19 protein-coding genes are annotated in these 22,671 nt (G+C 70.0%); 10 read left to right on the forward strand and 9 right to left on the reverse strand.

Features of this window, described 5'->3' with window-relative positions; all coding sequences use genetic code 11:
* The first annotated feature begins 23 nt into the window (after positions 1-23).
* The gene (gene clpX, locus AB0P25_RS16220) at positions 24-1,298 is read left to right on the forward strand and encodes an ATP-dependent Clp protease ATP-binding subunit ClpX (RefSeq protein ID WP_064108836.1); all 1,275 of its coding nucleotides are present in this window, start codon (positions 24-26) and stop codon (positions 1,296-1,298) included.
* Here clpX and AB0P25_RS16225 read toward each other — a convergent pair.
* Complete coding sequence (locus AB0P25_RS16225) at positions 1,255-2,568, reverse strand: ion channel protein (protein WP_363808679.1); 1,314 nt, start codon at positions 2,566-2,568, stop codon at positions 1,255-1,257. The genes clpX and AB0P25_RS16225 overlap by 44 nt on opposite strands.
* Before the next feature lie 74 nt (positions 2,569-2,642).
* Positions 2,643-4,682, reverse strand: coding sequence for a M3 family metallopeptidase (locus tag AB0P25_RS16230; protein ID WP_363808681.1), 2,040 nt, complete (start codon positions 4,680-4,682; stop codon positions 2,643-2,645).
* A gap of 108 nt (positions 4,683-4,790) precedes the next feature.
* On the opposite strand from AB0P25_RS16230, the gene AB0P25_RS16235 reads away from it, so the two are divergent.
* Genes AB0P25_RS16235 through AB0P25_RS16245 form a run of 3 tightly spaced genes read left to right on the forward strand, consistent with a single transcriptional unit; the run spans position 4,791 to position 6,894 of the window.
* A complete protein-coding gene (locus tag AB0P25_RS16235; protein ID WP_363808683.1) occupies positions 4,791-5,444 on the forward strand; it encodes a helix-turn-helix domain-containing protein in 654 nt (217 codons plus the stop codon).
* Positions 5,444-6,712 carry an MFS transporter gene (locus tag AB0P25_RS16240; protein WP_363808685.1) on the forward strand — a complete coding sequence of 423 codons (1,269 nt, stop codon included), beginning with the start codon at positions 5,444-5,446 and terminating at the stop codon, positions 6,710-6,712. Before AB0P25_RS16235 ends, AB0P25_RS16240 begins: the two co-directional genes overlap by 1 nt.
* Positions 6,709-6,894, forward strand: a complete 186-nt coding sequence (locus tag AB0P25_RS16245) for a hypothetical protein (protein ID WP_064108840.1) — start codon at positions 6,709-6,711, stop codon at positions 6,892-6,894. The genes AB0P25_RS16240 and AB0P25_RS16245 overlap by 4 nt, the downstream gene beginning before the upstream one ends.
* Before the next feature lie 111 nt (positions 6,895-7,005).
* Here AB0P25_RS16245 and AB0P25_RS16250 read toward each other — a convergent pair whose 3' ends face one another.
* The 5 genes from AB0P25_RS16250 to AB0P25_RS16270 form a co-directional block, all read right to left on the reverse strand.
* Positions 7,006-7,278 carry a hypothetical protein gene (locus tag AB0P25_RS16250; protein ID WP_363808688.1) on the reverse strand — a complete coding sequence of 91 codons (273 nt, stop codon included), beginning with the start codon at positions 7,276-7,278 and terminating at the stop codon, positions 7,006-7,008.
* Positions 7,278-7,751 carry a GNAT family N-acetyltransferase gene (locus AB0P25_RS16255; RefSeq protein WP_363808690.1) on the reverse strand — a complete coding sequence of 158 codons (474 nt, stop codon included), beginning with the start codon at positions 7,749-7,751 and terminating at the stop codon, positions 7,278-7,280. The genes AB0P25_RS16250 and AB0P25_RS16255 overlap by 1 nt, the downstream gene beginning before the upstream one ends.
* Before the next feature lie 70 nt (positions 7,752-7,821).
* Complete coding sequence (locus AB0P25_RS16260) at positions 7,822-8,268, reverse strand: GNAT family N-acetyltransferase (RefSeq protein ID WP_363808693.1); 447 nt, start codon at positions 8,266-8,268, stop codon at positions 7,822-7,824.
* Positions 8,265-10,871 carry a valine--tRNA ligase gene (valS, locus tag AB0P25_RS16265; protein WP_363808695.1) on the reverse strand — a complete coding sequence of 869 codons (2,607 nt, stop codon included), beginning with the start codon at positions 10,869-10,871 and terminating at the stop codon, positions 8,265-8,267. The genes AB0P25_RS16260 and valS overlap by 4 nt, the downstream gene beginning before the upstream one ends.
* Before the next feature lie 93 nt (positions 10,872-10,964).
* The gene (locus AB0P25_RS16270) at positions 10,965-12,287 is read right to left on the reverse strand and encodes an MFS transporter (protein WP_363808697.1); all 1,323 of its coding nucleotides are present in this window, start codon (positions 12,285-12,287) and stop codon (positions 10,965-10,967) included.
* A gap of 67 nt (positions 12,288-12,354) precedes the next feature.
* Here AB0P25_RS16270 and AB0P25_RS16275 point away from each other — a divergent pair, with 67 nt between their 5' ends.
* The 5 genes from AB0P25_RS16275 to ndk all read left to right on the forward strand — a co-directional run bounded on the left by AB0P25_RS16275 (position 12,355) and on the right by ndk (position 18,775).
* Positions 12,355-12,993 carry a TetR/AcrR family transcriptional regulator gene (locus tag AB0P25_RS16275; protein WP_363808699.1) on the forward strand — a complete coding sequence of 213 codons (639 nt, stop codon included), beginning with the start codon at positions 12,355-12,357 and terminating at the stop codon, positions 12,991-12,993.
* Positions 12,994-13,216: 223 nt separating this feature from the next.
* Positions 13,217-16,582 carry an isoleucine--tRNA ligase gene (ileS, locus tag AB0P25_RS16280; protein ID WP_363808702.1) on the forward strand — a complete coding sequence of 1,122 codons (3,366 nt, stop codon included), beginning with the start codon at positions 13,217-13,219 and terminating at the stop codon, positions 16,580-16,582.
* The gene (locus AB0P25_RS16285; RefSeq protein WP_363808704.1) at positions 16,579-17,946 is read left to right on the forward strand and encodes a folylpolyglutamate synthase/dihydrofolate synthase family protein; all 1,368 of its coding nucleotides are present in this window, start codon (positions 16,579-16,581) and stop codon (positions 17,944-17,946) included. Before ileS ends, AB0P25_RS16285 begins: the two co-directional genes overlap by 4 nt.
* Positions 17,943-18,356: a DUF4233 domain-containing protein gene (locus tag AB0P25_RS16290; protein WP_363808707.1), complete on the forward strand. Its 414-nt coding sequence runs from the start codon at positions 17,943-17,945 to the stop codon at positions 18,354-18,356. The genes AB0P25_RS16285 and AB0P25_RS16290 overlap by 4 nt, the downstream gene beginning before the upstream one ends.
* Positions 18,353-18,775, forward strand: coding sequence for a nucleoside-diphosphate kinase (gene ndk / locus AB0P25_RS16295; protein ID WP_363808710.1), 423 nt, complete (start codon positions 18,353-18,355; stop codon positions 18,773-18,775). The genes AB0P25_RS16290 and ndk overlap by 4 nt, the downstream gene beginning before the upstream one ends.
* A 76-nt stretch (positions 18,776-18,851) precedes the next feature.
* Here the strand turns inward: ndk and AB0P25_RS16300 are convergent, their stop codons facing one another.
* The gene (locus AB0P25_RS16300) at positions 18,852-19,469 is read right to left on the reverse strand and encodes a vitamin K epoxide reductase family protein (RefSeq protein ID WP_363808712.1); all 618 of its coding nucleotides are present in this window, start codon (positions 19,467-19,469) and stop codon (positions 18,852-18,854) included.
* A gap of 310 nt (positions 19,470-19,779) precedes the next feature.
* Between AB0P25_RS16300 and AB0P25_RS16305 the strand changes: the two genes are divergently transcribed.
* Positions 19,780-22,302 (forward strand): Rne/Rng family ribonuclease, encoded by a 2,523-nt coding sequence (locus AB0P25_RS16305; RefSeq protein WP_363808714.1) that lies wholly within the window; start codon positions 19,780-19,782, stop codon positions 22,300-22,302.
* A gap of 4 nt (positions 22,303-22,306) precedes the next feature.
* Here the strand turns inward: AB0P25_RS16305 and AB0P25_RS16310 are convergent, their stop codons facing one another.
* Positions 22,307-22,582, reverse strand: a complete 276-nt coding sequence (locus AB0P25_RS16310) for a DUF4031 domain-containing protein (RefSeq protein WP_363808717.1) — start codon at positions 22,580-22,582, stop codon at positions 22,307-22,309.
* Positions 22,583-22,671: the final 89 nt, after the last annotated feature.

Raw genomic sequence — 22,671 nt, forward strand, 5'->3', positions numbered from 1 at the left:
CCCGAAGAAGGTAGGGGAGAGGGATGGCACGCATCGGGGAAAGCGCCGATCTGCTCAAGTGTTCCTTCTGTGGCAAGAGCCAGAAGCAGGTTCAGCAGCTCATCGCCGGTCCCGGCGTGTACATCTGCGACGAGTGCGTCGAGCTCTGCAACGAGATCATCGAAGAACGCCTCGCCGAAGCGGGCGAGGAGACGTCGAGCGAGTTCGACCTCCCCAAGCCCAAGGAGATCTTCGGGTTCCTGGAGGAGTACGTCATCGGGCAGGAGCAGGCCAAGCGCTCGCTCGCCGTCGCGGTGTACAACCACTACAAGCGCGTCCGCGCCAAGCAGACCATCACGTCGGCCGACTCGATCGACGACGTCGAGATCGCGAAGTCGAACATCCTGCTGATCGGCCCGACCGGCTGCGGCAAGACCTACCTCGCCCAGACGCTGGCCCGGCGCCTCAACGTGCCGTTCGCCGTCGCCGACGCCACGGCGCTGACCGAGGCCGGCTACGTCGGTGAAGACGTCGAGAACATCCTCCTCAAGCTCATCCAGGCCGCCGACTACGACGTCAAGCGGGCCGAGACGGGCATCATCTACATCGACGAGGTCGACAAGATCGCCCGCAAGGCCGAGAACCCGTCGATCACGCGCGATGTCTCGGGCGAGGGCGTGCAGCAGGCGCTGCTGAAGATCCTCGAGGGCACGGTCGCCTCGGTCCCGCCGCAGGGCGGCCGCAAGCACCCGCACCAGGAGTTCATCCAGATCGACACGACGAACGTGCTGTTCATCGTTGCCGGCGCCTTCGCCGGGTTGGAGGAGATCATCTCGTCCCGCGCGGGCAAGAAGGGCATCGGCTTCGGCGCCCCGCTGCACTCGAAGGGCGACGACATCAACCTCTTCAGCGAGGTGCTGCCGGAAGACCTCCACAAGTTCGGCCTCATCCCCGAGTTCATCGGCCGTCTTCCGGTCGTGACCACGGTGACGCCGCTCGATCAGGATGCGCTGATGCAGATCCTCACCGAGCCCAAGAACGCCCTGGTACGGCAGTACCAGCGCATGTTCGAGCTCGACGGCGTCCAGCTGGAGTTCGACCACGCGGCCCTGGAGGCGATCGCCGACCTGGCCGTGCTGCGCAAGACCGGCGCCCGCGGACTCCGCGCGATCATGGAGGAAGTGCTCGGCCCGATCATGTTCGAGGTGCCGTCCAGCTCCGAGGTGGCGCGTGTGGTCGTGACGAAGGAGGCGGTGCTCGAGAACGCAGCGCCGACTATCGTCCCGCACCGCCCGCGGCGCGAGGAGAAGTCGGCGTAATCGTCCGCCGGGGCGTGATCAGCAGCTCCGGAGCCCGTGTCACCATCAGCCAGGCCGGCAGGATGGCGAGGCACAGGATCGGCAGGACGATCAGGTTCTGTGTGACCGCGACGCCCACGAAGATGGCGACCCAGCCGTCCCGTGCCGCCGCGACCGTGAGCCCGAGTACGCCGGAGGCGACCGCGACCTGCAGCGGGATGCCCGGCACGAGCGCGGCCGCGAGCGTGCCCACCGCTGCACCGATGAAGACGGACGGGAAGATCCGGCCGCCGCGGAACAGCGCGCTGGCCGAGACGAGCAGCGCGAGCAGCTTGATGACGACGATGAGCGTGAGCTGGCCCGGACTGTAGGCGTCGCGGTGGGTCACCAGGTCGTTCATCTGGGTGAGGCCCTTGAACAGGGTGATCGGGCCGCCGATGGCGCCGAGGACCCCGAGGATGAGACCGCCCGCGACGGTGATGAGGAGCGGGTGCCGCAGACTGTGGAACACGCGATAGAAGAGCGGGAAGAGGTACACCGCGACCAGCCCGATCGCCGTCGCGACGACGGCGATGACGATGGACGCCAGCACATCCCACCCCGTGATCGCCGTGTACGCCGGCATCGCGATGGCGAACGACGGGTGCGCGAGCAGCGTCATCGTGATCGATCCCGCCGCCGCGGCGACCAGCGGCAGGAACAGTTTGTCCCAGAGGGAGCCGCCGCCCTTCACTGCGGCCATGATCGCCGTGAAGATCAGCGCCGCCGCCACCGGCGTCCCGAAGAGCGCCCCGATCGTGCCCGAGATGGCCATCATCGAGACCATCCGGCCGGGTACGGCCTTGAACGCGCGCGCCGCCAGCCACACCAGCAGGCTGACGTTGATGAGGATGATCGGGTTCTCCGGCCCCAGGCTGACGCCACCGGCGAGGCCCAGGATGGCGGCCAGCGCGAGCGACGGCACGATCACCGGCGACATCGGCGGCTCGACCAGCTCGGTCGTCGCCGTGTCCGGCCCGCCGTGTCCGGGGATCAGCCAGATCGTCAGCCCGACCGCGATGCCCGTGAACGTGAGGACGAGGAAGACCCACCACCCCGAGTTCGGGTCGATGCCGAGCGCGAGGGGGAGGGACGTCCAGATCCCGTCGTGGAGCGCATCCGCGGCCTCATCGACCAGCCAGAGCGTGAGCGCGGTGAAGACGCCGATGATGATCGAGGGGATGCTCAGCAGCAGGAGCTGCCGGACCGTCGGGGTCGGGAGCTCCACCTCGCTCTGGTCGGTCGTCGACATCCGCGCCCCCTCCCGCCGGTCCAGCCGGATGGGCACAGCGTAGAGGGAGCTGCGGAGAGGCGGCTATACCTGTCTCAGCCGTCGAGGCCGCGTCGCTTCAGCAGCGGCTCGATCTCGGCGTCCCGGCCGCGGAAGTCGCGGTACGCCTCCAGCGGGTCCTTGGACCCGCCCACGCCGAGCAGCCGCTGCCGGAAGCGGTCGCCGTTCTCGCGCAGCAGCCCGCCGTGCTCGCGGAACCACTCCACGGTGTCGGCGTCGAGCACCTCGCTCCAGATGTAGGAGTAGTAGCCCGCGTCGTACCCGCCCGAGAAGGTGTGCGCGAAGTAGGTGCTCGCGTACCGCGGCGGGACGGCCGGGTTGTCGAGCCCGACGGCGGCCAGCGCCTCCGTCTCGAAGGCCGCCACGTCGGTCACGGTGTCATCGGCGGTGATCCGGTGCCACGCCTGGTCGAGCAGCGCGGCGGCCAGGTACTCGCTGGTGGCGAAGCCCTCGTTGAAGCCCTCGGCGGCGTGCAGCCGGTCGACGAGCTCCTGCGGCATCCGCTCGCCGGTGACGTGGTGAACGGCGTAGTTCTCGAGCACTTCGGGCCACAGCATCCACATCTCGTTCACCTGGCTGGGGAACTCGACGAAATCCCGGAACACATTGGTGCCGGCGAATTTGGGATAGGTCACCCGCGCGAACAGACCGTGCAGTGCATGCCCGAACTCGTGGAAGAGGGTGTTCGTCTCGTCGTACGTCAGCAGCGTCGGCTCGCCCGCGGCGGGCTTCGGGACGTTGAGGTTGTTGACGACGACCGTCGGGGTGTCGAGCAGTGCCGACTGGGAGATGAGGGGATTCATCCACGCGCCGCCGCGCTTCGAGTCGCGGGTGTAGAGGTCGAGGATGTAGAGGCCGAGGCCCGAGCCGTCCTCGTTGCGCACCTCGAAGACGCGCGCCTCCGGGTGATACGCGACCAGGTCGGGACGCTCCTCGAACGTGATGCCGTAGAGCCGGTTGGCCGCGTAGAAGACCCCGTCGTGCAGTACGCGCTCGGCTTCGAAGTACGGTCGCATCGCGGCGAAGTCCACGTCGAACTTCTCGGCGCGGACCTTCCCGGTGAGGTGCGCCCAGTCCCACGCCTCGACGGTCTCGCCGTCGGGAAGCTGCCGCTGCAGGTCGGACTGCTCGGCGCGGGCGTTCCGTGCTGCCGGGGGAGCGAGGCGCCCCAGCATGTCGGCGACGGCCTCGGGTGTGCGGGCTGTCTCGTCGGCGGTGACGTACGCGGCGTGCGTGTCGAAGCCGAGCAGGCGGGCGCGCTCGGCGCGGAGCCGCGTGATCTCGAGCACGAGGTCGCGGGTGTCGTGGTCTCCGCCGCGGGTCCCGCGCGAGCGAGAGGCCGTCATGATCCGTTCGCGGGACTCGCGCCGGGTGAGGTCGGCGAGCCACGGGTGGCCGGTCGGCAGTACGAGGGTGACGACGTACTTCCCGTCGAGGCCGCGGTCGGCGGCGGCCTGCGCGGCCGCGGACAGCTCGCCCTCGCCCAGCCCGTCCAGCTCCTCCGCGGTGTCGAACACGACGGCGAGGTCGTTGGTGTCCGCGAGCAGGTTCTTCTCGAACCGGGTCGTCAGGGTGGAGAGCCGCTGGTTGTACTCGCGCAGCTTCTCCTTGCCCGCATCGTCGAGGCCGGCGCCGGCGAGCGTGAACTCGGTGTAGTAGCGCTCGACCAGATAGCGCGACTCGGCATCGAGGCCGAGATCGTCGAAGCGGCCGTGCAGGTCGGCGATCCGCGCGTACAGCGCCGGGTTCAGCCGGATGGCGTCGCTCTGCGCGGCGAGGCGGGGCGCGATCTCCTCCTCCAGCTCGTTGGTGAAGTCGGTGCTGTCGGACGAGCTCTTGTTGAAGAAGACCTCCGCGACGCGCTGCAGCGTCTGCCCGCTCCGTTCGAGCGGGAGCAGGGTGTTCTCGAACGTCGGCGCCTCGCCGTCGTCGACGATAGCCGCGACCTCGGCCAGCTGCTCCTCCATTCCCTGCTCGAAGGCGGGGCGGTAGTGCTCGTCGCGGATCTCGGCGAAGGGCGGGAGGCCGTACGGGAGGGTGCTGGGCGAGAAGAAAGGATTCGCGGCGTCGGTCATGCGTCCAGCCTAGACACCCCGGAGGACGCTTCGCAAAGAATTCCTTGCAAACAAATCAATGCAAAGAACCAGTTGCAAAGAACTCTTTGCATGGCTAATCTGGGGCACATGACAGACGAGCAGAAGCCGGCGCCGATCGGTGCGGCAGGCGGAAAGTTCCCGCACGAGGACGCCCTGGGCATGGCGGCGCTGCGGGCCCTCGCGCACCCGCTGCGCGTCGAGATCATGAACGAGCTGTCCGACTTCGGTCCGGCCACCGCCTCCATGCTCGCCGAGCGGCTGGGGGAGTCCAGCGGAGCGACGAGCTACCACCTCCGCCAGCTCGCCAAGCACGACATCATCGTCGAGGACACCGAGCGCGGCTCGGGCCGAGAGCGGTGGTGGCGGATGGCGCCCGGTGGTGTGACCATCGGCTCACCGGAAACCCTCGACACCCCGGCCGGCCGTGAGGCCAACGAGCTCGTCTCGCTCGGCTGGCAGCAGAACAACGAGCGCCGGCTCACCGCCTTCCTCCGCCGCGGCATCGACACCTTCGGCTTCGAGTGGATGGAGTCGAGCACCCTCTCCACCTCCCACCTCGAGGTGACGCGCGAGCAGCTGGCCGAGCTGGGCCGCGAGTACTACGAGCTGCAGTCGCGGCTGAAGGCGAAGTGGAAGGCCGAGGCCGCGGACGCCGAGGCCGCGGGCGTGGAGCTGGGGGAGCGCAAGCGCGCGCAGGTGCAGTTCAACGCCTTCCCGCTGGTGGAGCAGGAGGACCGCTGATGTCCGCCGCCGTACCCGTCGCCGCGAACGCCCCGCTGGGCCGCGGGTTCGCGCGCTTGTGGACGTCCGCGATCGCGAGCAACCTCGCCGACGGCATCGGCCGTACCGCCGTCCCGCTGATCGCGACGACCCTCACGCGTGACCCAGCCCTGATCGCGGGCGTCAGCGCCGTGACGTTCCTGCCGTGGCTGTTCTTCGGCATCCCGGCCGGGATGCTGCTCGACCGGGTGGATCGCCGCATCGCGATGGCCGTGGCCAACTCGCTGCGCTTCGCGGTCGCGACCGCGCTGGCCCTGCTGATCACGACCGACACGCTGACGATCTGGCTGCTGTACGTGTGCGTCCTCGCCTTCGGGCTGGGGGAGACGGTCTTCGACAACGCGACGACCACGGTCGTGCCGGCGCTCGTCACCCGCGACCAGTTGGACCGCGCCAACGGGCGGATGCAGTCGGCCGAGATCACCATTCAGAACTTCATCGCGACACCGGTCGCCGGGTTCCTCTTCGCGGCCGCCATCGCGCTGCCGATCTGGCTGACCGGAGCGGGCTTCCTGGTGGCGGGGCTCCTCGCGCTGAGCATCCCGGCCGCGGCGGCGCACACGCATCGCGCCGGTGAAGGCGGCGCGGATGCACCTGCCCGGCCTCCGCTCGCGGCGGTCGTCCGCTACCTCTGGGACCACCGCTTCCTCCGCTGGATGATCGTGCTCACCTCGATCACGGCCTCTGCGCTGGCGTTCGCGCAGGGCAGCGTGGTGCTGCTCCTGCTGCAGACGTTCCACGTCCCGGCCGCTCTCATCGGCGTCGTCACGGCGGCGATCGGGGTCGGCGCGCTCGTGGGGGCTCTGCTCTCGCCGCGGTTCGTCGCCCGTCTCGGCCGGGGCCGCGTGATGTTCTGGGCGATCCTGGTCAGCGGCGTCGGCATCCTCGGCGTCGGCCTCACCGCGAACGTCGCGATCGCGATCGCTGCCTACGCGATCGGAGCCTTCGGCGTGGCGGTGTGGAACGTCCCGTGGGGCGCCATCCGCCAGGCCATCATCCCGGGCGCCATGCTGGGCCGTGCGCTCGGCATCGTCCGCACCATCGGGTGGGGGCTGACCCCCATCGCGACCGTCCTGGGCGGCTTCGTCGCCCGCATCGACCTCCGGCTGCCGTTCGTCATCGGCGGCGGGCTGGTGGTCGTCCTGACGCTCATCGCGTCCCGCCTCATCCTGTCGGCCTCCGTGCAGGAGCCGGCTGCCGAACCCATCCCGGAAGGACAACCGTCATGACCGCCGTCCTCGTCTCCACGTACCGTCCGTTCACGCACCGCCTGGCCGCCCGCGCCGGGAAGGCGCTCACCGCGTGGGCCGACCGCCCGCTGGCCCGTGCCCCCCGCGACGCCGAGCGCGTCGCGCTCATCGAGCGCACCCGCGAGCACGCCGCCCGCACCCTCCCGCAGCTCCCGCGCTGACCCGACGCGTCGATGGGACGCAACACGCCGTTTCACCTGTGCGAAGACGGCGTGTTGCGTCCCATCGATGCTGTTCGGTGGGCGAACACCCGACACGCCGGGAGGGACGGGTCAGGCCTCGTCCACGTCGTAGTCGGAGGTGTCCGTCTCGACCGGCTGCGTGATGGTCGCCGAGTCCTCCGACGGGTTGTACCGGATCTCGGTTCCGTCGTCGAGCGTGACGACGGGCTTGCCCTCGAGCCAGGTCAGCGTCCACTTCCAGCCGGTGGTCTCCACGTCGGTCGCGACCAGCTCCTCCTCGACCGTCTGCACCGCGTAGGCGACGACCTCCGGGAGGTTCGCGGGAGCCTGCTCGCCGACGCTCCACCGCGTCCCCAGCTGCATCAGGCGCGCCCGGCGGTCGTCGGGGCGCTCGCCAGGTCGATCTCGTACGTGACCCACTGGGTGCGGTTCGCGACCGCGTCATAGAGCTTCTGGGCGGTCTCGTTGTCGTGCGCGGTGATCCACTGCACGACCCCGAGGCCGCGTTCCTCGGCGAGCGAGCGGGCCTGCTGCAGCAGCTGGCCGCCGACGCCCTTGCCGCGCTCCTCCTCGATGACGAACAGGTCGTCCACGAAGAGGCCCCGGTCGCCCTCCAGCGGGCGGGCGAACTCGCGCACGTGGGCGAGCCCGACGATCCGGTCGCCGTCGACGGCCACGTAGCCGTTCTCCTCGTGCTCGGGAGCCGTCAGCCACGACCACAGCACGAGCGCCTTCTGGTCGGTCAGCTGCGTGTCGTAGAACTCGGCGTACTGCGCGTACACATCGAGCCAGGCGAAGAAATCGCCGTCCCTGACCGGTCGAACCTCGATCGACATGGATTCCTCCGTTCCCGTTGCGCGCCCGAATGCATGCACGCTGCGTGTTCCGACCATATCGCGGTCGGGTTCAGGGGACGAGGTCGTAGGTGACCCACTTGGTCTTCTCGGCGACCTTGTCGTAGAGGCGGCGGGCGGTCTCGTTGTCCTTCGCGGTGATCCACCGGACGACCGAGAGACCGCGCTCCTTGGCGGACTCACGCGCGGCCTCCAGCAGCGCCGAGCCGGCCCCTGCGCCGCGCGCGTCGGGCGAGACGAAGAGGTCATCCAGGTACAGGCCCTTGCTGCCGTCGAGGGGACGCACGAACTCGCGCACGTGCGCGAGCCCGATCGGCGTGCCCTCCTCGTCGACCGCGAAGTACGCCTCCAGCTCGTTCTCCGGGTCGGAGATCCAGCTCCACACCAGGAGCGCCTTCTCGTCGGTGACGGCGGTGTCGTAGAACTCGCCGTAGCCGACGTAGAGGTCGAGCCAGGTGAAGAACTCGTTGTCCTCGACCTTGCGAACGCTCGCTGTCATCGTTCCTCCTCGCTCGGGGCTGCGGCGAGCAGGATATCGGTCACCGTCAGCTCTTCGGCGGAGGCGAAGCGGAGGTCCGCGATCCTGCCCACCGAGCGGAGGTCGCCCGCGGCGGATTCGACGGCCGCGATTTCGACGTCCGGGCCCGCGATGACCGCCGAGTCGACCGGGGTGCGCTGCGAGGCCTTCGCGGCGGTCTTCGCGCCTCGGATGCCGGTCAGAGCGCGGCCGACGATGGCGAGGACATCGCGGTCGGCACTCCAGTCCTGCGCCACCTCGGACGGCTCCGGCCACGCGGCGACGTGCACCGAGCCCTCCTCGGACCAGCTCCACGCCTCCTCGGCCGCGAACGGCAGCACGGGCGCGAACAGGCGGAGGAACGTCGACAGCGCGACGCGGAGAGCGACAACGGCCGAGGTCTTCTCGGCCGAGTCCTCGCCGTAGGCGCGCTCCTTCACGAGCTCCAGGTAGTCGTCGCAGAACGTCCAGAAGAACGTCTCGGCGATCTCCAGCGCCCGGGCATGGTCGTAGCCGTCGAGCGCGGCGGTCGCGTCCGCCACCACGCCGGCCAGGTTCTGCAGCATGCTCCGGTCGAGCGGGCTGGTGACCTGGTCGAGGTCGAGCGACGCCGGCGCGTCGAAGCCGAGGATGAACTTGGCCGCGTTGAGCAGCTTGATCGCCAGACGGCGGCCGATCTTGATCTGGGTCGGGTTCTGCGGGTCGAACGCCGCGTCCGTCCCGAGCCGGCTGGACGCCGCCCAGTACCGCACAGCGTCGGAGCCGTGCTTCTCGAGGATGTCGGCGGGCGTGACCACGTTGCCCTTCGACTTCGACATCTTCTTGCGATCGGGGTCGACGATGAAGCCGGAGAGCGCCGCGTTCGTCCACGGCGCCACATCCGCCTCGAGCTTCGCGCGAAGGAGCGTCGAGAACAGCCAGGTGCGGATGATGTCCTGGCCCTGCGGGCGCAGGTCATAGGGGAAGACGGCGTCGAACAGCTCGGGGTCTCGCATCCATCCGCCCGCGAGCTGCGGCGTCAGGGAGGACGTCATCCACGTGTCCATGACGTCGTGCTCGCCGACGAAGCCGCCGGCCTGGCCGCGCTGCGACTCCTCGAAGCCGGGCGCCGTGTCGGACGACGGGTCGACCGGCAGGAGGTCTTCGGTGGGGATGATCGGCTGGTCGAACAGCGGGTTGCCGACACCGTCCAGCGGGTACCAGACCGGGATCGGCACGCCGAAGAAGCGCTGGCGCGAGATCAGCCAGTCGCCGGTGAGCCCGTTCACCCAGTTCTCGTAGCGGATGCGCATGAAGTCGGGGTGCCAGTCGATCTCGCGGCCGAGCTCGATGAGCCGCGCGCGCAGCTCCTCGTCGCGGGCGCCGTTCTTGACGTACCACTGGCGCGTCGAGACGATCTCGAGCGGCTTGTCGCCCTTCTCGAAGAACTTCACCGGGTGCTGGATGGGCTTGGGCTCGCCCTCGAGGTCGCCGGAGGCGCGCAGCAGCTCGACCACGGCCTGCTTGGCCGAGAACACGGTCTTGCCGGCCAGCTCCGCGTACGCGGCGCGTCCGGCGTCCGAGGTGATCACCGCGGGCGGCTCGGGGAGGATGCGGCCGTCGAAGCCGATGATCGCGCGGTTCGGGAGGTCGAGCTCGCGCCACCAGGTCACGTCGGTGATGTCGCCGAACGTGCAGATCATGGCGATGCCCGATCCCTTGTCCGGCTGCGCGAGGTGGTGGGCCACGACGGGCACCTCGACGTCGAACAGCGGGGTGCGCACGGTGGTGCCGAACAGCGCCTGGTAGCGCTCGTCGTCAGGATGCGCGACCAGCGCCACACAGGCGGGCAGCAGTTCCGGGCGGGTGGTCTCGATGTGGATCGGACCATCGGCGCCGTGGAACGCGACGCGGTGGTACGCGCTCGGCTGCTCGCGGTCCTCCAGCTCGGCCTGGGCGACCGCGGTGCGGAACGTGATGTCCCACAGCGTCGGCGCCTGCGCCTGGTACGCCTCGCCGCGCTCGATGTTCCGCAGGAACGCCAGCTGGGAGGTGTGGATCGAGTCGCGGCCGATGGTGCGGTAGGTCTGCGACCAGTCGACGGAGAGGCCGAGCGTGCGCCACAGCGCCTCGAACTGCTTCTCGTCCTCCTCGGTCAGCCGCTCGCACAGCTCGATGAAGTTGCGGCGCGAGATCGGCTTCTGGTCGGCCGCCTTGGTGCTCTTGTTGTCGCCGCCCTCGAAGGGAGGGGTGAAGTCCGGGTCGTACGGCAGCGACGGGTCGCAGCGCACGCCGTAGTAGTTCTGGACGCGGCGCTCCGTCGGCAGGCCGTTGTCGTCCCAGCCCATCGGGTAGAACACCTTCTGCCCGCGCATGCGGTGGAAGCGCGCCACCACGTCCGTGTGCGTGTAGCTGAAGACGTGGCCGATGTGCAGCGAACCGGAGGCCGTCGGCGGCGGGGTGTCGATGGAGTAGACCCCGTCGCGACCGGCCGCGAGCGCGGCCTCCCGATCGAACCGGAAGGTGCCGTCGCTCTGCCAGCGGTCACCCCACTTGGCCTCGAGCCCTTCCAGGGCGGGCTTCTCGGGCACGTTCGGCGTGCTCATAGGGGTCCTCCGATTCGATATATGCGGCACCGTGTCCTCGGGGTGCCTGAGTGTGGGATCCCTACCAGCGTACCGAACGCGCCCGCGCCTCGCTCAGACCTCGTCGACGTACGGCGTGCGGCGCGCGGCGAACAGGGCCGCCACCAGCGTGATGATCGACATCACGGCGAGCACGATGCCCGGGTGCCACCACGCGTTGCCGGTCGCGTGGCCGAAGATCAGCGTCAGCGCCGGGACGAACGAGGTGAGCAGCGCCGCGATGCTGTACGCGACCGAGAGGCCGCTGTAGCGCACATCGCTCGGGAAGAGGTCCGACATCAGGCCGCCGAGCGCCGCCCAGGAGAGGGTGGGCAGGATGCCGCCGATGATCATGCTCCCGACCAGGATGCCGAAGTTCGCGTACTGGAGCAGGAAGTACATCGGGAACGCGACGATCAGCGTCCCGATCGCGCCGTACGCAACCACCTTCGCCGACCCGATCCGCGCCGCCCAGGCGCCGAACAGCGGGATGGTGATCAGCTGCAGCAGGCCGCCGATCGTCGTGGCGACCAGGAGGTCCTGGTACTTGAAGCCCAGCACCGCGGTGCCGTAGTCGACCATGTACGTGTTCATCAGCGAGTACGAGCCGATGCCGAGGATGGCCGCGCCGATGCCGATGATGAAGCCGGTCGGGGCCTTGCGGAAGACGTCCACGACGGGGAAGCGGTCGCGGGTGCCGGTCTCGAGGAGCTTGCGGAACACCGGCGTCTCGTCGATCGACCAGCGCAGGTAGAGCGAGACGAGGAGGAGCGGGAACGCCGTCAGGAACGGGATGCGCCATCCCCACGCCGCGATGTCGGCCGTGGAGAGGGTGAGGGTCAGCACGATGAAGACGACCGCGCTCAGGATGGAGCCGACCGGCGAGCCGAGCTGGGGGAGCGCCGCGTAGAAGCCGCGCTTCTTCGGGTTCGCGTACTCGGTCGCGAGCAGGATGGAGCCGCCCCACTCGCCGCCGACCGAGAAGCCCTGCAGCAGGCGCAGCAGCACGATCGCGATCGCGCCGAACCATCCGGCCGCCGCGTAGGTCGGCAGCACGCCGACGAGGCCGGTGCTGAGGCCCATGATCAGGATCGTGATCAACAGGGTCGGACGGCGCCCGATCCGGTCGCCGAGGTGGCCGAACACGATGGCGCCCACCGGGCGGATGACGAAGCCCGCCGCGATGGCGAGGAAGCCGGCGAGCGCGCCGCCGAACGCGCCGAGCGGCGCGAAGAAGAGGGGACCCACGAAGAACGCGGCGAAGTACGCGTACAGGTAGAAGTCGTACGACTCGAGCGCGGTGCCGACGAACGACGCGATGGTGACGCGTCGGGCGGTGCCGGGGGTGATGCCGGGGCGATCGGTCTCGCTGCGGACGGGGGTTGCGGTGGTAGTCACGGCTGTCCTTCGAAAACGGAATAGTATTTGGACCGGGTCCAATAATGGCACGGAAGGAGAACACCGGATGTCCGTCGCCCATTCCCCGCGTCCGTCCGGCGCCGGTCGGCCCCGCTCCTCCTCCCGCGCGATGATCGCCGAGGCGGCCGCCGAGCTGTTCCTGGAGCAGACCTACTCCGGCACCACGGTCGACGACATCGCCCGGCGCGCCGGGGTCAGCCGGGCCACCTTCTTCAATTACGTCGGGTCGAAGAGCGACCTGCTGTGGCTCGAGGTGGATGAAGCGCTGACGGCGTTCGACGGCACGCTCGCCTCCGTCTCGTCCGAACTGGCGCCGATGGACGCGGTGCTCGAGGCGATGACGCGCCTCGCCGATGCCTTCGGGCCGGGTCGCCTGCCGCTCGCCGTGACGCAGGTGGAGCTGATGGGGACGGACGCGGAGCTGCAGGCGTCGGCGCTGCCGCGGTTCCTGGCGCTCGTGCGGCGGCTGCAGGCGTTCATCGCCACTCGCGCCGGAGCGTCGTCTGACGCGCTGCTGCCGCGCGCCGCCGCGACCGCGGTCGTGGGCGCCGCGGTCTCCGCCGCGACGGCGTGGGCGCGTGCCGGCGTGGGCCGCGGACCGCTCACCCCGCTCGTCCGCGACGCGGTCGCGCCCGTCTGCGACGGCTACGCCGCCGTCCTCCACAGTGCGCCGGGAAGCCGATAAGATAGAGGCACAGACTGTGATCCGGGTATCGCCGGGGAGTCTTCGGAAGAACGGCGGCGCGCGAGCGCCGCCCAGTAGAACCGAACGGGACCGGCCCGTCACAGCCGAACGATGAGAGGCCCTCCCCGGCGACGGAGGCGGAGCGGGCAAGCGGGGTGGTACCGCGACGGGCGTGCGAGCGTCCGGCGTCCTCGTGCAGCACGTGAAACCTGCCAGGAGAGAGATGCCGTACCCCAAGTCCGCGCCGGACTCGAACGAAGGCGCCGAGCGCGACCAGAACGCCGACGCCACGCGCGCCGAGGTGACGCCCAGCCCCGTCTTCCCCGAGATCGAGACCGACGTCCTGAAGTTCTGGGACGAGGACGGCACCTTCCGCGCCTCCATCGACAACCGCGACGGCGCCGAGGAGTGGGTCTTCTACGACGGCCCGCCGTTCGCCAACGGCCTGCCGCACTACGGCCACCTGCTGACCGGCTACGCCAAGGACGTCTTCCCGCGCTTCCAGACCATGCGCGGAAAGAAGGTGGAGCGCCGCTTCGGCTGGGACACCCACGGTCTGCCCGCCGAGCTCGAGGCGGAGCGGCAGCTCGGCATCACCGACAAGAGCCAGATCGAGGAGATGGGGCTCGCCGCCTTCAACCAGGCCGCGAAGGACTCCGTCCTCCGGTACACCCGCGAATGGCGTGAGTACGTCACCCGCCAGGCGCGCTGGGTCGACTTCGACAACGACTACAAGACGCTCGACACCAGCTACATGGAGTCGGTGATCTGGGCGTTCAAGCAACTGCACGAGAAGGGTCTCGCCTACGAGGGCTACCGCGTGTTGCCGTACTGCTGGCGCGACCAGACCCCGCTGTCCAACCACGAGCTGCGGATGGACGACGACGTCTACAAGATGCGTCAGGACCAGACGGTCACGGTCACCTTCCCGCTGGTCGGCGAGAAGGCGGAGGTGCTGGGCCTCACCGGCGTGCGCGCCCTCGCCTGGACGACCACGCCGTGGACCCTCCCGACCAACCTCGCTCTGGCCGTCGGTCCCGAGATCGAGTACGCGGTGGTCCCCTCCGGCCCGAACGGCGCCGCCGACTCGTACGGCGACCCGGACCAGGAGGTGCTGAGTGGCCGGTACCTGATCGCGAAGAGCCTCCTCGGCAACTATGCGAAGGACCTCGGCTACGAGTCCGCCGCCGACGCCCTCGCCGCCGTGACCGGCACGGTCCTCGGCTCCGAGCTGGCGGACGTCGAGTACGACCGCCTCTGGGACTTCTACGCCGACACCGAGAAGTGGGGCACGCAGAACGCGTGGCGCATCCTCGTCGACGACTACGTCACGGTCGAGGACGGCACCGGCATCGTGCACCAGGCCCCGGCCTACGGCGAGGACGACCAGCGCGTCACCGAGAAGGCCGGCATCCCGGTCATCATCTCGGTGGACGACGGCGGCCGCTTCCTGCCCGACGTTCCGGAGGTCGCCGGCCTGCAGGTGTTCGACGCCAACAAGCCGCTGACCCGGATGCTGAAGGAGCAGGGCCGGCTGCTGCGCCAGGCGAGCTACGAGCACTCGTACCCGCACTGCTGGCGCTGCCGTAACCCGCTGATCTACAAGGCGGTGTCGAGCTGGTTCGTCCGGGTCACCGACTTCCGCGACCGGATGGGCGAGCTCAACCAGCAGATCACCTGGGTGCCCGAGAACGTCAAGGACGGCCAGTTCGGCAAGTGGCTCGCCGGCGCCCGCGACTGGTCCGTCTCGCGCAACCGGTACTTCGGCTCGCCGATCCCGGTCTGGAAGAGCGACGACCCGGCGTACCCGCGCGTCGACGTCTACGGTTCCCTGGAGGACCTGGAGCGCGACTTCGGCCGCCTGCCGCTCAACGCCGCGGGGGAGCCGGACCTGCACCGTCCCTTCATCGACGAGCTGACGCGCCCGAACCCGGACGACCCGACCGGCCGCTCCACGATGCGCCGCATCCCGGACGTGCTCGACGTGTGGTTCGACTCCGGCTCGATGCCGTTCGCGCAGGTGCACTATCCGTTCGAGAACCACGACTGGTTCGACACGCACAACCCGGCCGACTTCATCGTCGAGTACATCGGGCAGACGCGCGGCTGGTTCTACCTGCTGCACACGCTCGCCACCGCGCTGTTCGACCGGCCCGCGTTCAAGAACGTGATCAGCCACGGCATCGTGCTGGGCAGCGACGGGCAGAAGATGTCCAAGTCGCTGCGCAACTACCCCGACGTCAACGAGGTCTTCGACCGTGACGGCTCCGACGCGATGCGCTGGTTCCTCATGTCGAGCCCGGTGCTGCGCGGCGGCAACCTCGTCGTCACCGAGGAGGGCATCCGAGAGGGCGTCCGCCAGGTTCTGCTGCCGCTGTGGAACACCTGGTACTTCTTCTCGCTGTACGCCAACGCGACCGGTTACGAGGCGAAGCGCTCCACCGCGTCCACCGACGTGCTCGACCGCTACCTGCTCGCCAAGACCCGCGATCTGGTGGAGGAGGTCACGGCCGACCTGGAGGGTCTGGACTCGACGCTCGCCGCAGCAAAGCTGCGCGACTTCGCCGACGTGCTCACCAACTGGTACGTGCGCCGCTCGCGCGACCGGTTCTGGGAGGGCGTGGATGAGTCGGGCAACGGTTCCGAGGCGTTCGACACGCTGTACACGGTGCTCGAGACGCTGACCCGTGTCGCAGCCCCCTTGCTGCCGCTCGTCAGCGAGCGCATCTGGAAGGACCTCACCGGCGGCCGCTCCGTGCACCTCACGGACTGGCCGGAGGCGGGGGAGTTCCCGGCCGACGACGCCCTGGTGGACGCGATGGACCGGATCCGCGCGATCAGCTCGACCGCGCTGTCGCTGCGCAAGCAGGCAGGCCGCCGCGTGCGCCTGCCGCTCGCGTCGTTGACCGTGGTCGCCGAGAACGCGGAGGCGCTGCGTCCCTTCGAGGGCATCCTGCGCGACGAGCTCAACGTCAAGGCGGTCGAGCTGGTCGAGCTGCAGGACGACAGCGCGGCGCGCTACGGCATCACGAGCAAGCTGACCGTCAACGCCAGGGCTGCGGGTCCGCGCCTCGGCAAGCAGGTGCAGCAGGTGATCCAGGCCGCGCGCGCCGGCGACTGGTCCGAGGCGGACGGCGTCGTGACCGTGGGCGGCATCCAGCTGGTGGAGGGGGAGTACGACCTCGTGCTCGAGACCGCCGGCACCGGCGACGACAGCTCGGCGCTGGCGCTGCTCGCGGGCGGCGGCTTCGTGCTGCTCGACACCGCGACCACGCCGGAGCTGGAGGCCGAGGGTCTGGCGCGCGACGTGATCCGCGCGGTGCAGGACACCCGCAAGGCGGCCGGGCTCGACGTGAGCGACCGCATCCGGCTGAGCCTGACGTTCGAGCACGAGGACGACGCGCGCGCGCTCGGTCTCGCCGGCGACGTCGACATCGCGACCGAGACGCTGGCCCTGGCGGTGCAGGTGTCGGCTGCGGGAGCATCGGACGAGGACGCGGCCTTCGCGCAGGGCTTCGGCGCCGGGCAGTTCGCCAACGCCGGTGCGTTCACGGTCGGCGTGACCAAGGTGGAGGAGGCGGCCCTGTGACCGACGACGAGGACTTCCGCGACCGCGCGGACGAGGTCTACCAGGCCCTGCTCGCCCGCATCGGCGAGGGGGCGCCCGAACGGCGTCTCGAGGCCACCCGCCGTGCCGTGGAGCTGCTGGGCGACCCGCAGCGGGCGTACCCGATCATCCACATCACCGGCACCAACGGCAAGACGTCGACGAGCCGCATCGCCGAGAGCCTGCTGCGCGCCTACGGGCTGCGCACTGGCCTGCTCACGAGCCCGCACCTGGTGCGCTTCAACGAGCGCATCGTCATCGACGGCGAACCCATCGCGGACGAGGCGCTGGTGCGCAACTGGGACGACATCAGCCCGTACCTCGACATCGTCGACGCGGAGCTGGAGGAGCAGGGCAAGGCGCCGCTGACGTTCTTCGAGGCGCTGACCGCGCTCGCCTTCTCCGCGTTCGCGGACGCCCCGGTCGACGTCGCCGTGATCGAGGTCGGCATGGGCGGCGAGTGGGACTCGACCAACGTCGGCGACGGCCAGGTGGCGGTCTTCACGCCGATCGCGCTCGACCACACCAAGGCGCTCGGCGACACCGTCGAGGAGATCGCGCGCACCAAGTCCGGCATCATCAAGCCGTCGGCGGACGTCGTGTCGTCGTCGCAGGCGCCGGAGGCGGACCGCGTGCTGCGGGAGGCGTCCGAGCTGACCGAGTCGACGTTCGCCGAGCAGCCGCGCGACTTCGACGTCGCCGCGACGCGCGTCGCCGTGGGCGGCCAGCTCGTCACGATCCGCGGCCGGGCGGCCACCTACGAGGACGTCTTCCTGCCGCTGTACGGCGACCACCAGGCGCAGAACGCCGCTGTGGCGGTCGCGGCGGTCGAGACCTTCCTCGGCCGTGGTACGCAGCCGCTCAAGGCCGACCTGGTCGAGGAGGGCTTCGCGACGGCGACCTCGCCCGGACGCCTCCAGCTCATCGGCATCGAGCCGAGCATCCTCGTCGACGCCGCGCACAACCCGGCCGGTGCTGAAACCCTCGCGAGCGCGCTCCGCAGCTACTTCGACTTCGACGAGATCACGTTCGTCGTCGGCATCCTGGAGGACAAGGACGCGCGGGGCGTCATCCGCGCGCTCGCTCCAGTGGCCACCCAGTTCTTCGTGACGCAGCCCGGCTCCGACCGGGCGCGCGACGCCGAGGACTTCGGCGACCTGGTCCGCGACGAGGTCGGCGACGAGGCGGTCATCGTCTACTCGGACGCGATCGACGCGCTCGAGGGCGCCCGCGAGTGGGCCCAGGACGGGCCGAAGCGCGCCGTCGTCGTCGCCGGCAGCATCGTGCTGGTCGGTCAGGCGATGGCGTACGCCGAGGAGCAGGAGTGGAAGCAGGCGGCGTCGTGACCGACGCGCCCGAGCCCGCGCCGAAGGCCGGGCGGCCACGCCGTCAGCGCTCCCTGCGGGAGATGCTCGGCTCCATCGTCCTCGGCTTCGAACTGCTGGTCGTGTTCCTCGGCGCGCTGGTGCTGTTCGGCCTGCAGGCGCTGCCCGCGTGGGTCGCACTCGGCGGGGGAGCGGCGCTGATCGTGCTGATGATCGTCGCGATCGGGCTGCTGCGGAACACCGTCGGCGTGGTCCTCGGATGGATCGTGCAGGTGGTCCTCGTGGCCGCCGGCCTCCTCGTCCCCGCCTTCTTCATCGTCGGCGCGATCTTCACCGCCATGTGGGCGTACTGCATGATCGCCGCCGCGCGCATCGACCGAAACAATCAGGCAGCCGCACGGGCTGCCGGAAACGGAACGGAGAACCCATGACCAGTGCCGTCGAAGAGACCCTCGTCCTCATCAAGCCGGACGGTGTCGCTCGCAGCCTGACCGGCGAGATCCTGCGCCGCATCGAGGCGAAGGGCTACTCGCTCGTCGACCTGCGGATGCTGCAGGCCGACCGCGACCTGCTCGCGCAGCACTACGCCGAGCACGAGGGCAAGCCGTTCTACGAGCCGCTGGTGGAGTTCATGGAGTCGGGCCCGATCGTGGCCATCCGCCTCGCGGGCAACCGCGTCATCGAGGGCTTCCGCTCGCTCGCCGGCGCGACCGACCCGACAACCGCCGCCCCCGGCACCATCCGCGGCGACCTGGCCCGCGACTGGGGCCTGAAGGTGCAGCAGAACCTCGTGCACGGATCCGACTCGCCCGAGTCCGCCCAGCGCGAGCTCGCCCTCTGGTTCGGCTGACCCGCCACTGCTTCTCCTTGACGCGACACGCCGTCCGGTCACCCGACCGGACGGCGTGTCGCGTCAACCAGAAGGGTCAGATGAAGGCGCGGTGGATCCAGTCGAGCTGGATCTGCGCCAGGACGGCGACGATCGCGTAGCAGACGATCGTGATGAGGGGCACCCAGCTGTACAGCGTCGCGAACACGCGACGCGCTCGCTCCGGCACGGGGATGTTGCCCTCCTTGAGGTTGTACAGCGTCACCGCCCAGAACGTCGGGATGGTGACCACCCAGGTGACCATGCACCACGGGCACAGCACGTTGAGCACCGTCAGCGACTGCGTGATCAGGAAGATGACGAGCACCAGCGCCAGCAGCACGCCGACGTTGAACGCGATCCAGTACCAGCGGGCGAAGCGCGCGCGGGTCGCGAGGAGGCCCACGCCGACGGCGATCGTGGCCGTCCAGCCGCCGATCCCGAGCAGGGGGTTCGGGAAGCCGAGCAGCGAGCCCTGCCAGGAGTTCAGGTTCTTGGAGCAGCCGACCAGCACCGAGAAGTTGCAGGACAGCTGCGCGTTCGGGTCCTCGAGCAGGTGGAACTTGTCCACCGTGAGCATGAACGCGGCCCAGAGGCCGATGGCCCCGGCGACGATGAGGAACACGGCGAGAGCGGTCGGGCGGCGGTAGGCGGCCTCGGTGGGAAGGTCGGACACCCTCGGATTATGGCACGACGCCTGCGTGTCGCCCTGGGAGGAGACCTCCCGGAGCGCGGCCCGTGCGATAATCGTTGCAGCAGTCGTCCCGGCCCCGGCCGGGAGGAACGACAAAAGGCTTGCGGGCGCCCTGGAGCGCCCAGTGAAAGGCCGGCCGAAGAGGCCGGCGCAGAACAGTGAGAAGGAGGCCCGCCGCGCCACGAGCCCGGCGGCATCCGAACAGGATTGAGGGAGGCGCCGCACGCGCCGCCTCCCGACGGAGAGTACCCGGCGAGCGGGGAACCGCCGCCGGTCGAGGAGTGCACCAGCGATGGTGGATAACGAGAATATCGACAACACGAACGACAACGAGACGGAGACGGGAGGACGGAAGCGCAAGGGCCTCTTCGGCGCGCGACGCGTGGTGAAGAGAGCGGCACCGAGCATTTCCGAGACCGTCACGCCGACGCCTGACGCGCCCGTCGCCGAGGAGCCGGCCGCCGAGGCGCCGGCCGCCGACGCGCCTGCCGCCGACGCTCCGGCCGAGCAGACCGCTCCCGCGGCGCAGGTCGACCCGACCGCGCCCGTGACGCCGGAGCCGCCGGCTCTCCCGGAGAAGCTGGGCGACGGCGAGACCCCGGCCGCGGCCTCCGCGCCCGGCCTGCCACCGACCACGCTGCTCTTCCAGGCGCCCGACATCCTCCCGCTGCCCCCGCTTCCGGAGGGCGAGGAGGAGCCGGCCACCGGCGTCCGCCGCCGCTCCCGCCGCCGCGCCGGGGAATCCGGCCGCGAAGGGGCCAACGACCCGGCCAATACCGTCGTCAAGGTCCGTACGCCGCGCGAGCCGGAGCTGATCACCGAGCCCCAGAAGGTCAAGGGCTCCACGCGCCTCGAGGCGAAGAAGCAGCGCCGCCGCGACGGCCGCGACGCCGGTCGCCGCCGTCCCGTCATCACCGAGGCCGAGTTCCTGGCCCGCCGCGAGTCCGTCGACCGCCAGATGGTGGTCCGCTCCAAAGGCGGACGCATCCAGATCGGCGTGCTGGAGGACAAGGTCCTCGTCGAGCACTACGTCGCCCGCTCGCAGGAGGCGTCGCTCATCGGCAACGTCTACCTCGGCCGGGTGCAGAACGTCCTGCCGAGCATGGAGGCCGCCTTCGTCGACATCGGCCGTGGCCGCAACGCCGTGCTGTACTCCGGCGAGGTCGACTGGGATGCCGTCGAGACCGGCAACCAGCCGCGCCGCATCGAGCTGGCGCTGAAGGCGGGGGACCGCGTCCTCGTCCAGGTCACGAAGGACCCGGTCGGCCACAAGGGCGCCCGGCTCACCAGCCAGATCTCGCTGCCCGGCCGTTACCTCGTGTACGTGCCCAACGGCTCCATGAACGGCATCAGCCGCAAGCTTCCGGACACCGAGCGCGCGCGCCTCAAGAAGATCCTCAAGGAGGTGCTGCCGGAGAGCGCCGGCGTGATCGTCCGCACCGCCGCCGAGGGCGCAACCGAGGAGCAGCTGACGCTCGACGTCAACCGCCTCACCGCGCAGTGGGCGGACATCAGCCAGCGCGTCGAGACCCAGCAGGCCCCCGCGCTGCTCCACAGCGAGCCGGACCTCCTGATCAAGATCATCCGCGACGTCTTCAACGAGGACTTCCAGAAGCTGATCATCGCCGGCGACGACGCGCGCCAGACGATCGAGAACTACCTCCGTCAGGTCGCTCCCGACCTGCTCGACCGCGTGGAGCCGTACGAGGGCGAGCGCGACGCGTTCGACGAGTACCGCATCACCGAGCAGATCGAGAAGGCGCTGGAGCGCAAGGTGTGGCTGCCCTCGGGTGGTTCGCTCGTGATCGACCGCACCGAGGCGATGACGGTCGTGGACGTCAACACCGGCAAGTACGTCGGCTCCGGCGGCAACCTGGAGGAGACCGTCACCAAGAACAACCTCGAGGCCGCGGAGGAGATCGTCCGCCAGCTGCGCCTGCGCGACATCGGCGGCATCATCGTCGTCGACTTCATCGACATGGTGCTCGAGTCGAACCGCGACCTCGTCCTCCGCCGCCTGGTGGAGTGCCTGAGCCGCGACCGGACCAAGCACCAGGTCGCCGAGGTGACCTCGCTCGGACTCGTGCAGATGACCCGCAAGAAGCTCGGCCTCGGCCTTCTCGAGACGTTCAGCGAGGCGTGCGAGGTCTGCGCGGGCCGCGGCGTGATCGTCCACCACGACCCGGTGGTGAAGCACCGCCAGCCGCAGCAGCAGCCGAACGAGCGCCGTCGCGGCCGTGGCGGCAACGGCAACGGGGGCTCCGGCGCCGGGAACGGCAACGGCGGAGCCGCGAACGGGAACGGCAACGGGAACGGCCACGCCGGCACGCACGAGATCACCGACGACGCGAAGAACGCGCTCGCCAAGATCGCGGCGTCGACCATCCACCACCACGAGGACGAGGCCAAGCCGTCCGAGGGCGAGCAGCTGGAGGTGGCGGAGGTCACCGTCGCCGAGGTGACGGTGACCGAGGTCACGGCCACCAAGAAGCGCCGCCGCAAGGGCAAGGGCGGCGCCGACCGTCAGCAGGCGCCGGAGCAGCAGGCCGCTGCGCAGGAGCACCCGGCACAGGCCGAGGATGCTCCGGAAGCTGCGCAGGAGTCCGCCGACGCCGGTATCCCGCTGATCGAGCTCCCCGAGCCCGCGCCGGTGCACGCGCCCCAGCGGCCGTCGCAGCACGAGACCGAGCTGCTGCTCGACTCCGTGCTCGACGCGCTGCCCGCTCCGAAGGAGCCGGGACAGGGCCGCAGCCGCAGCCGTCGAGCCAGCACCGCGGTCATCGCCGGCGGCGAACTGGCCCCGAAGGGCGAGTAGCGCTTCAGTGGCGCCGCACGCGGTCACGGGCCTTCACCCGCAGGCCGCTGGCGATCAGTCGCGACACGAGCTCGTGGCCGGAGACGGGATGCGCCCCGGCGGCCACGAGCTCGTCGTAGCGCCGGTCGGGAACGTCGTAGTGGTCGAGGTCGAACGCCCGGGACTGGATGCCGTTGGCCGCGGCGAAGGCGTGCAGCTCGTCGAGCGACGCGTCGCTGACCAGGTGCGACCACAACATGCCGTGGGCCGGCCATGCCGGGGGATCGATCAGGACCGTCATAGAATGATTCTAGGAACGGGCTCCGACGCCGGCCGGAAGGCTTCCCAGCGAATTGACGATGGCCGGGGCGTCGGGTAAAGTTGACCGTT

This window comes from Leifsonia sp. NPDC077715 (assembly GCF_040686855.1).
Taxonomy (GTDB): Bacteria; Actinomycetota; Actinomycetes; order Actinomycetales; family Microbacteriaceae; genus Leifsonia.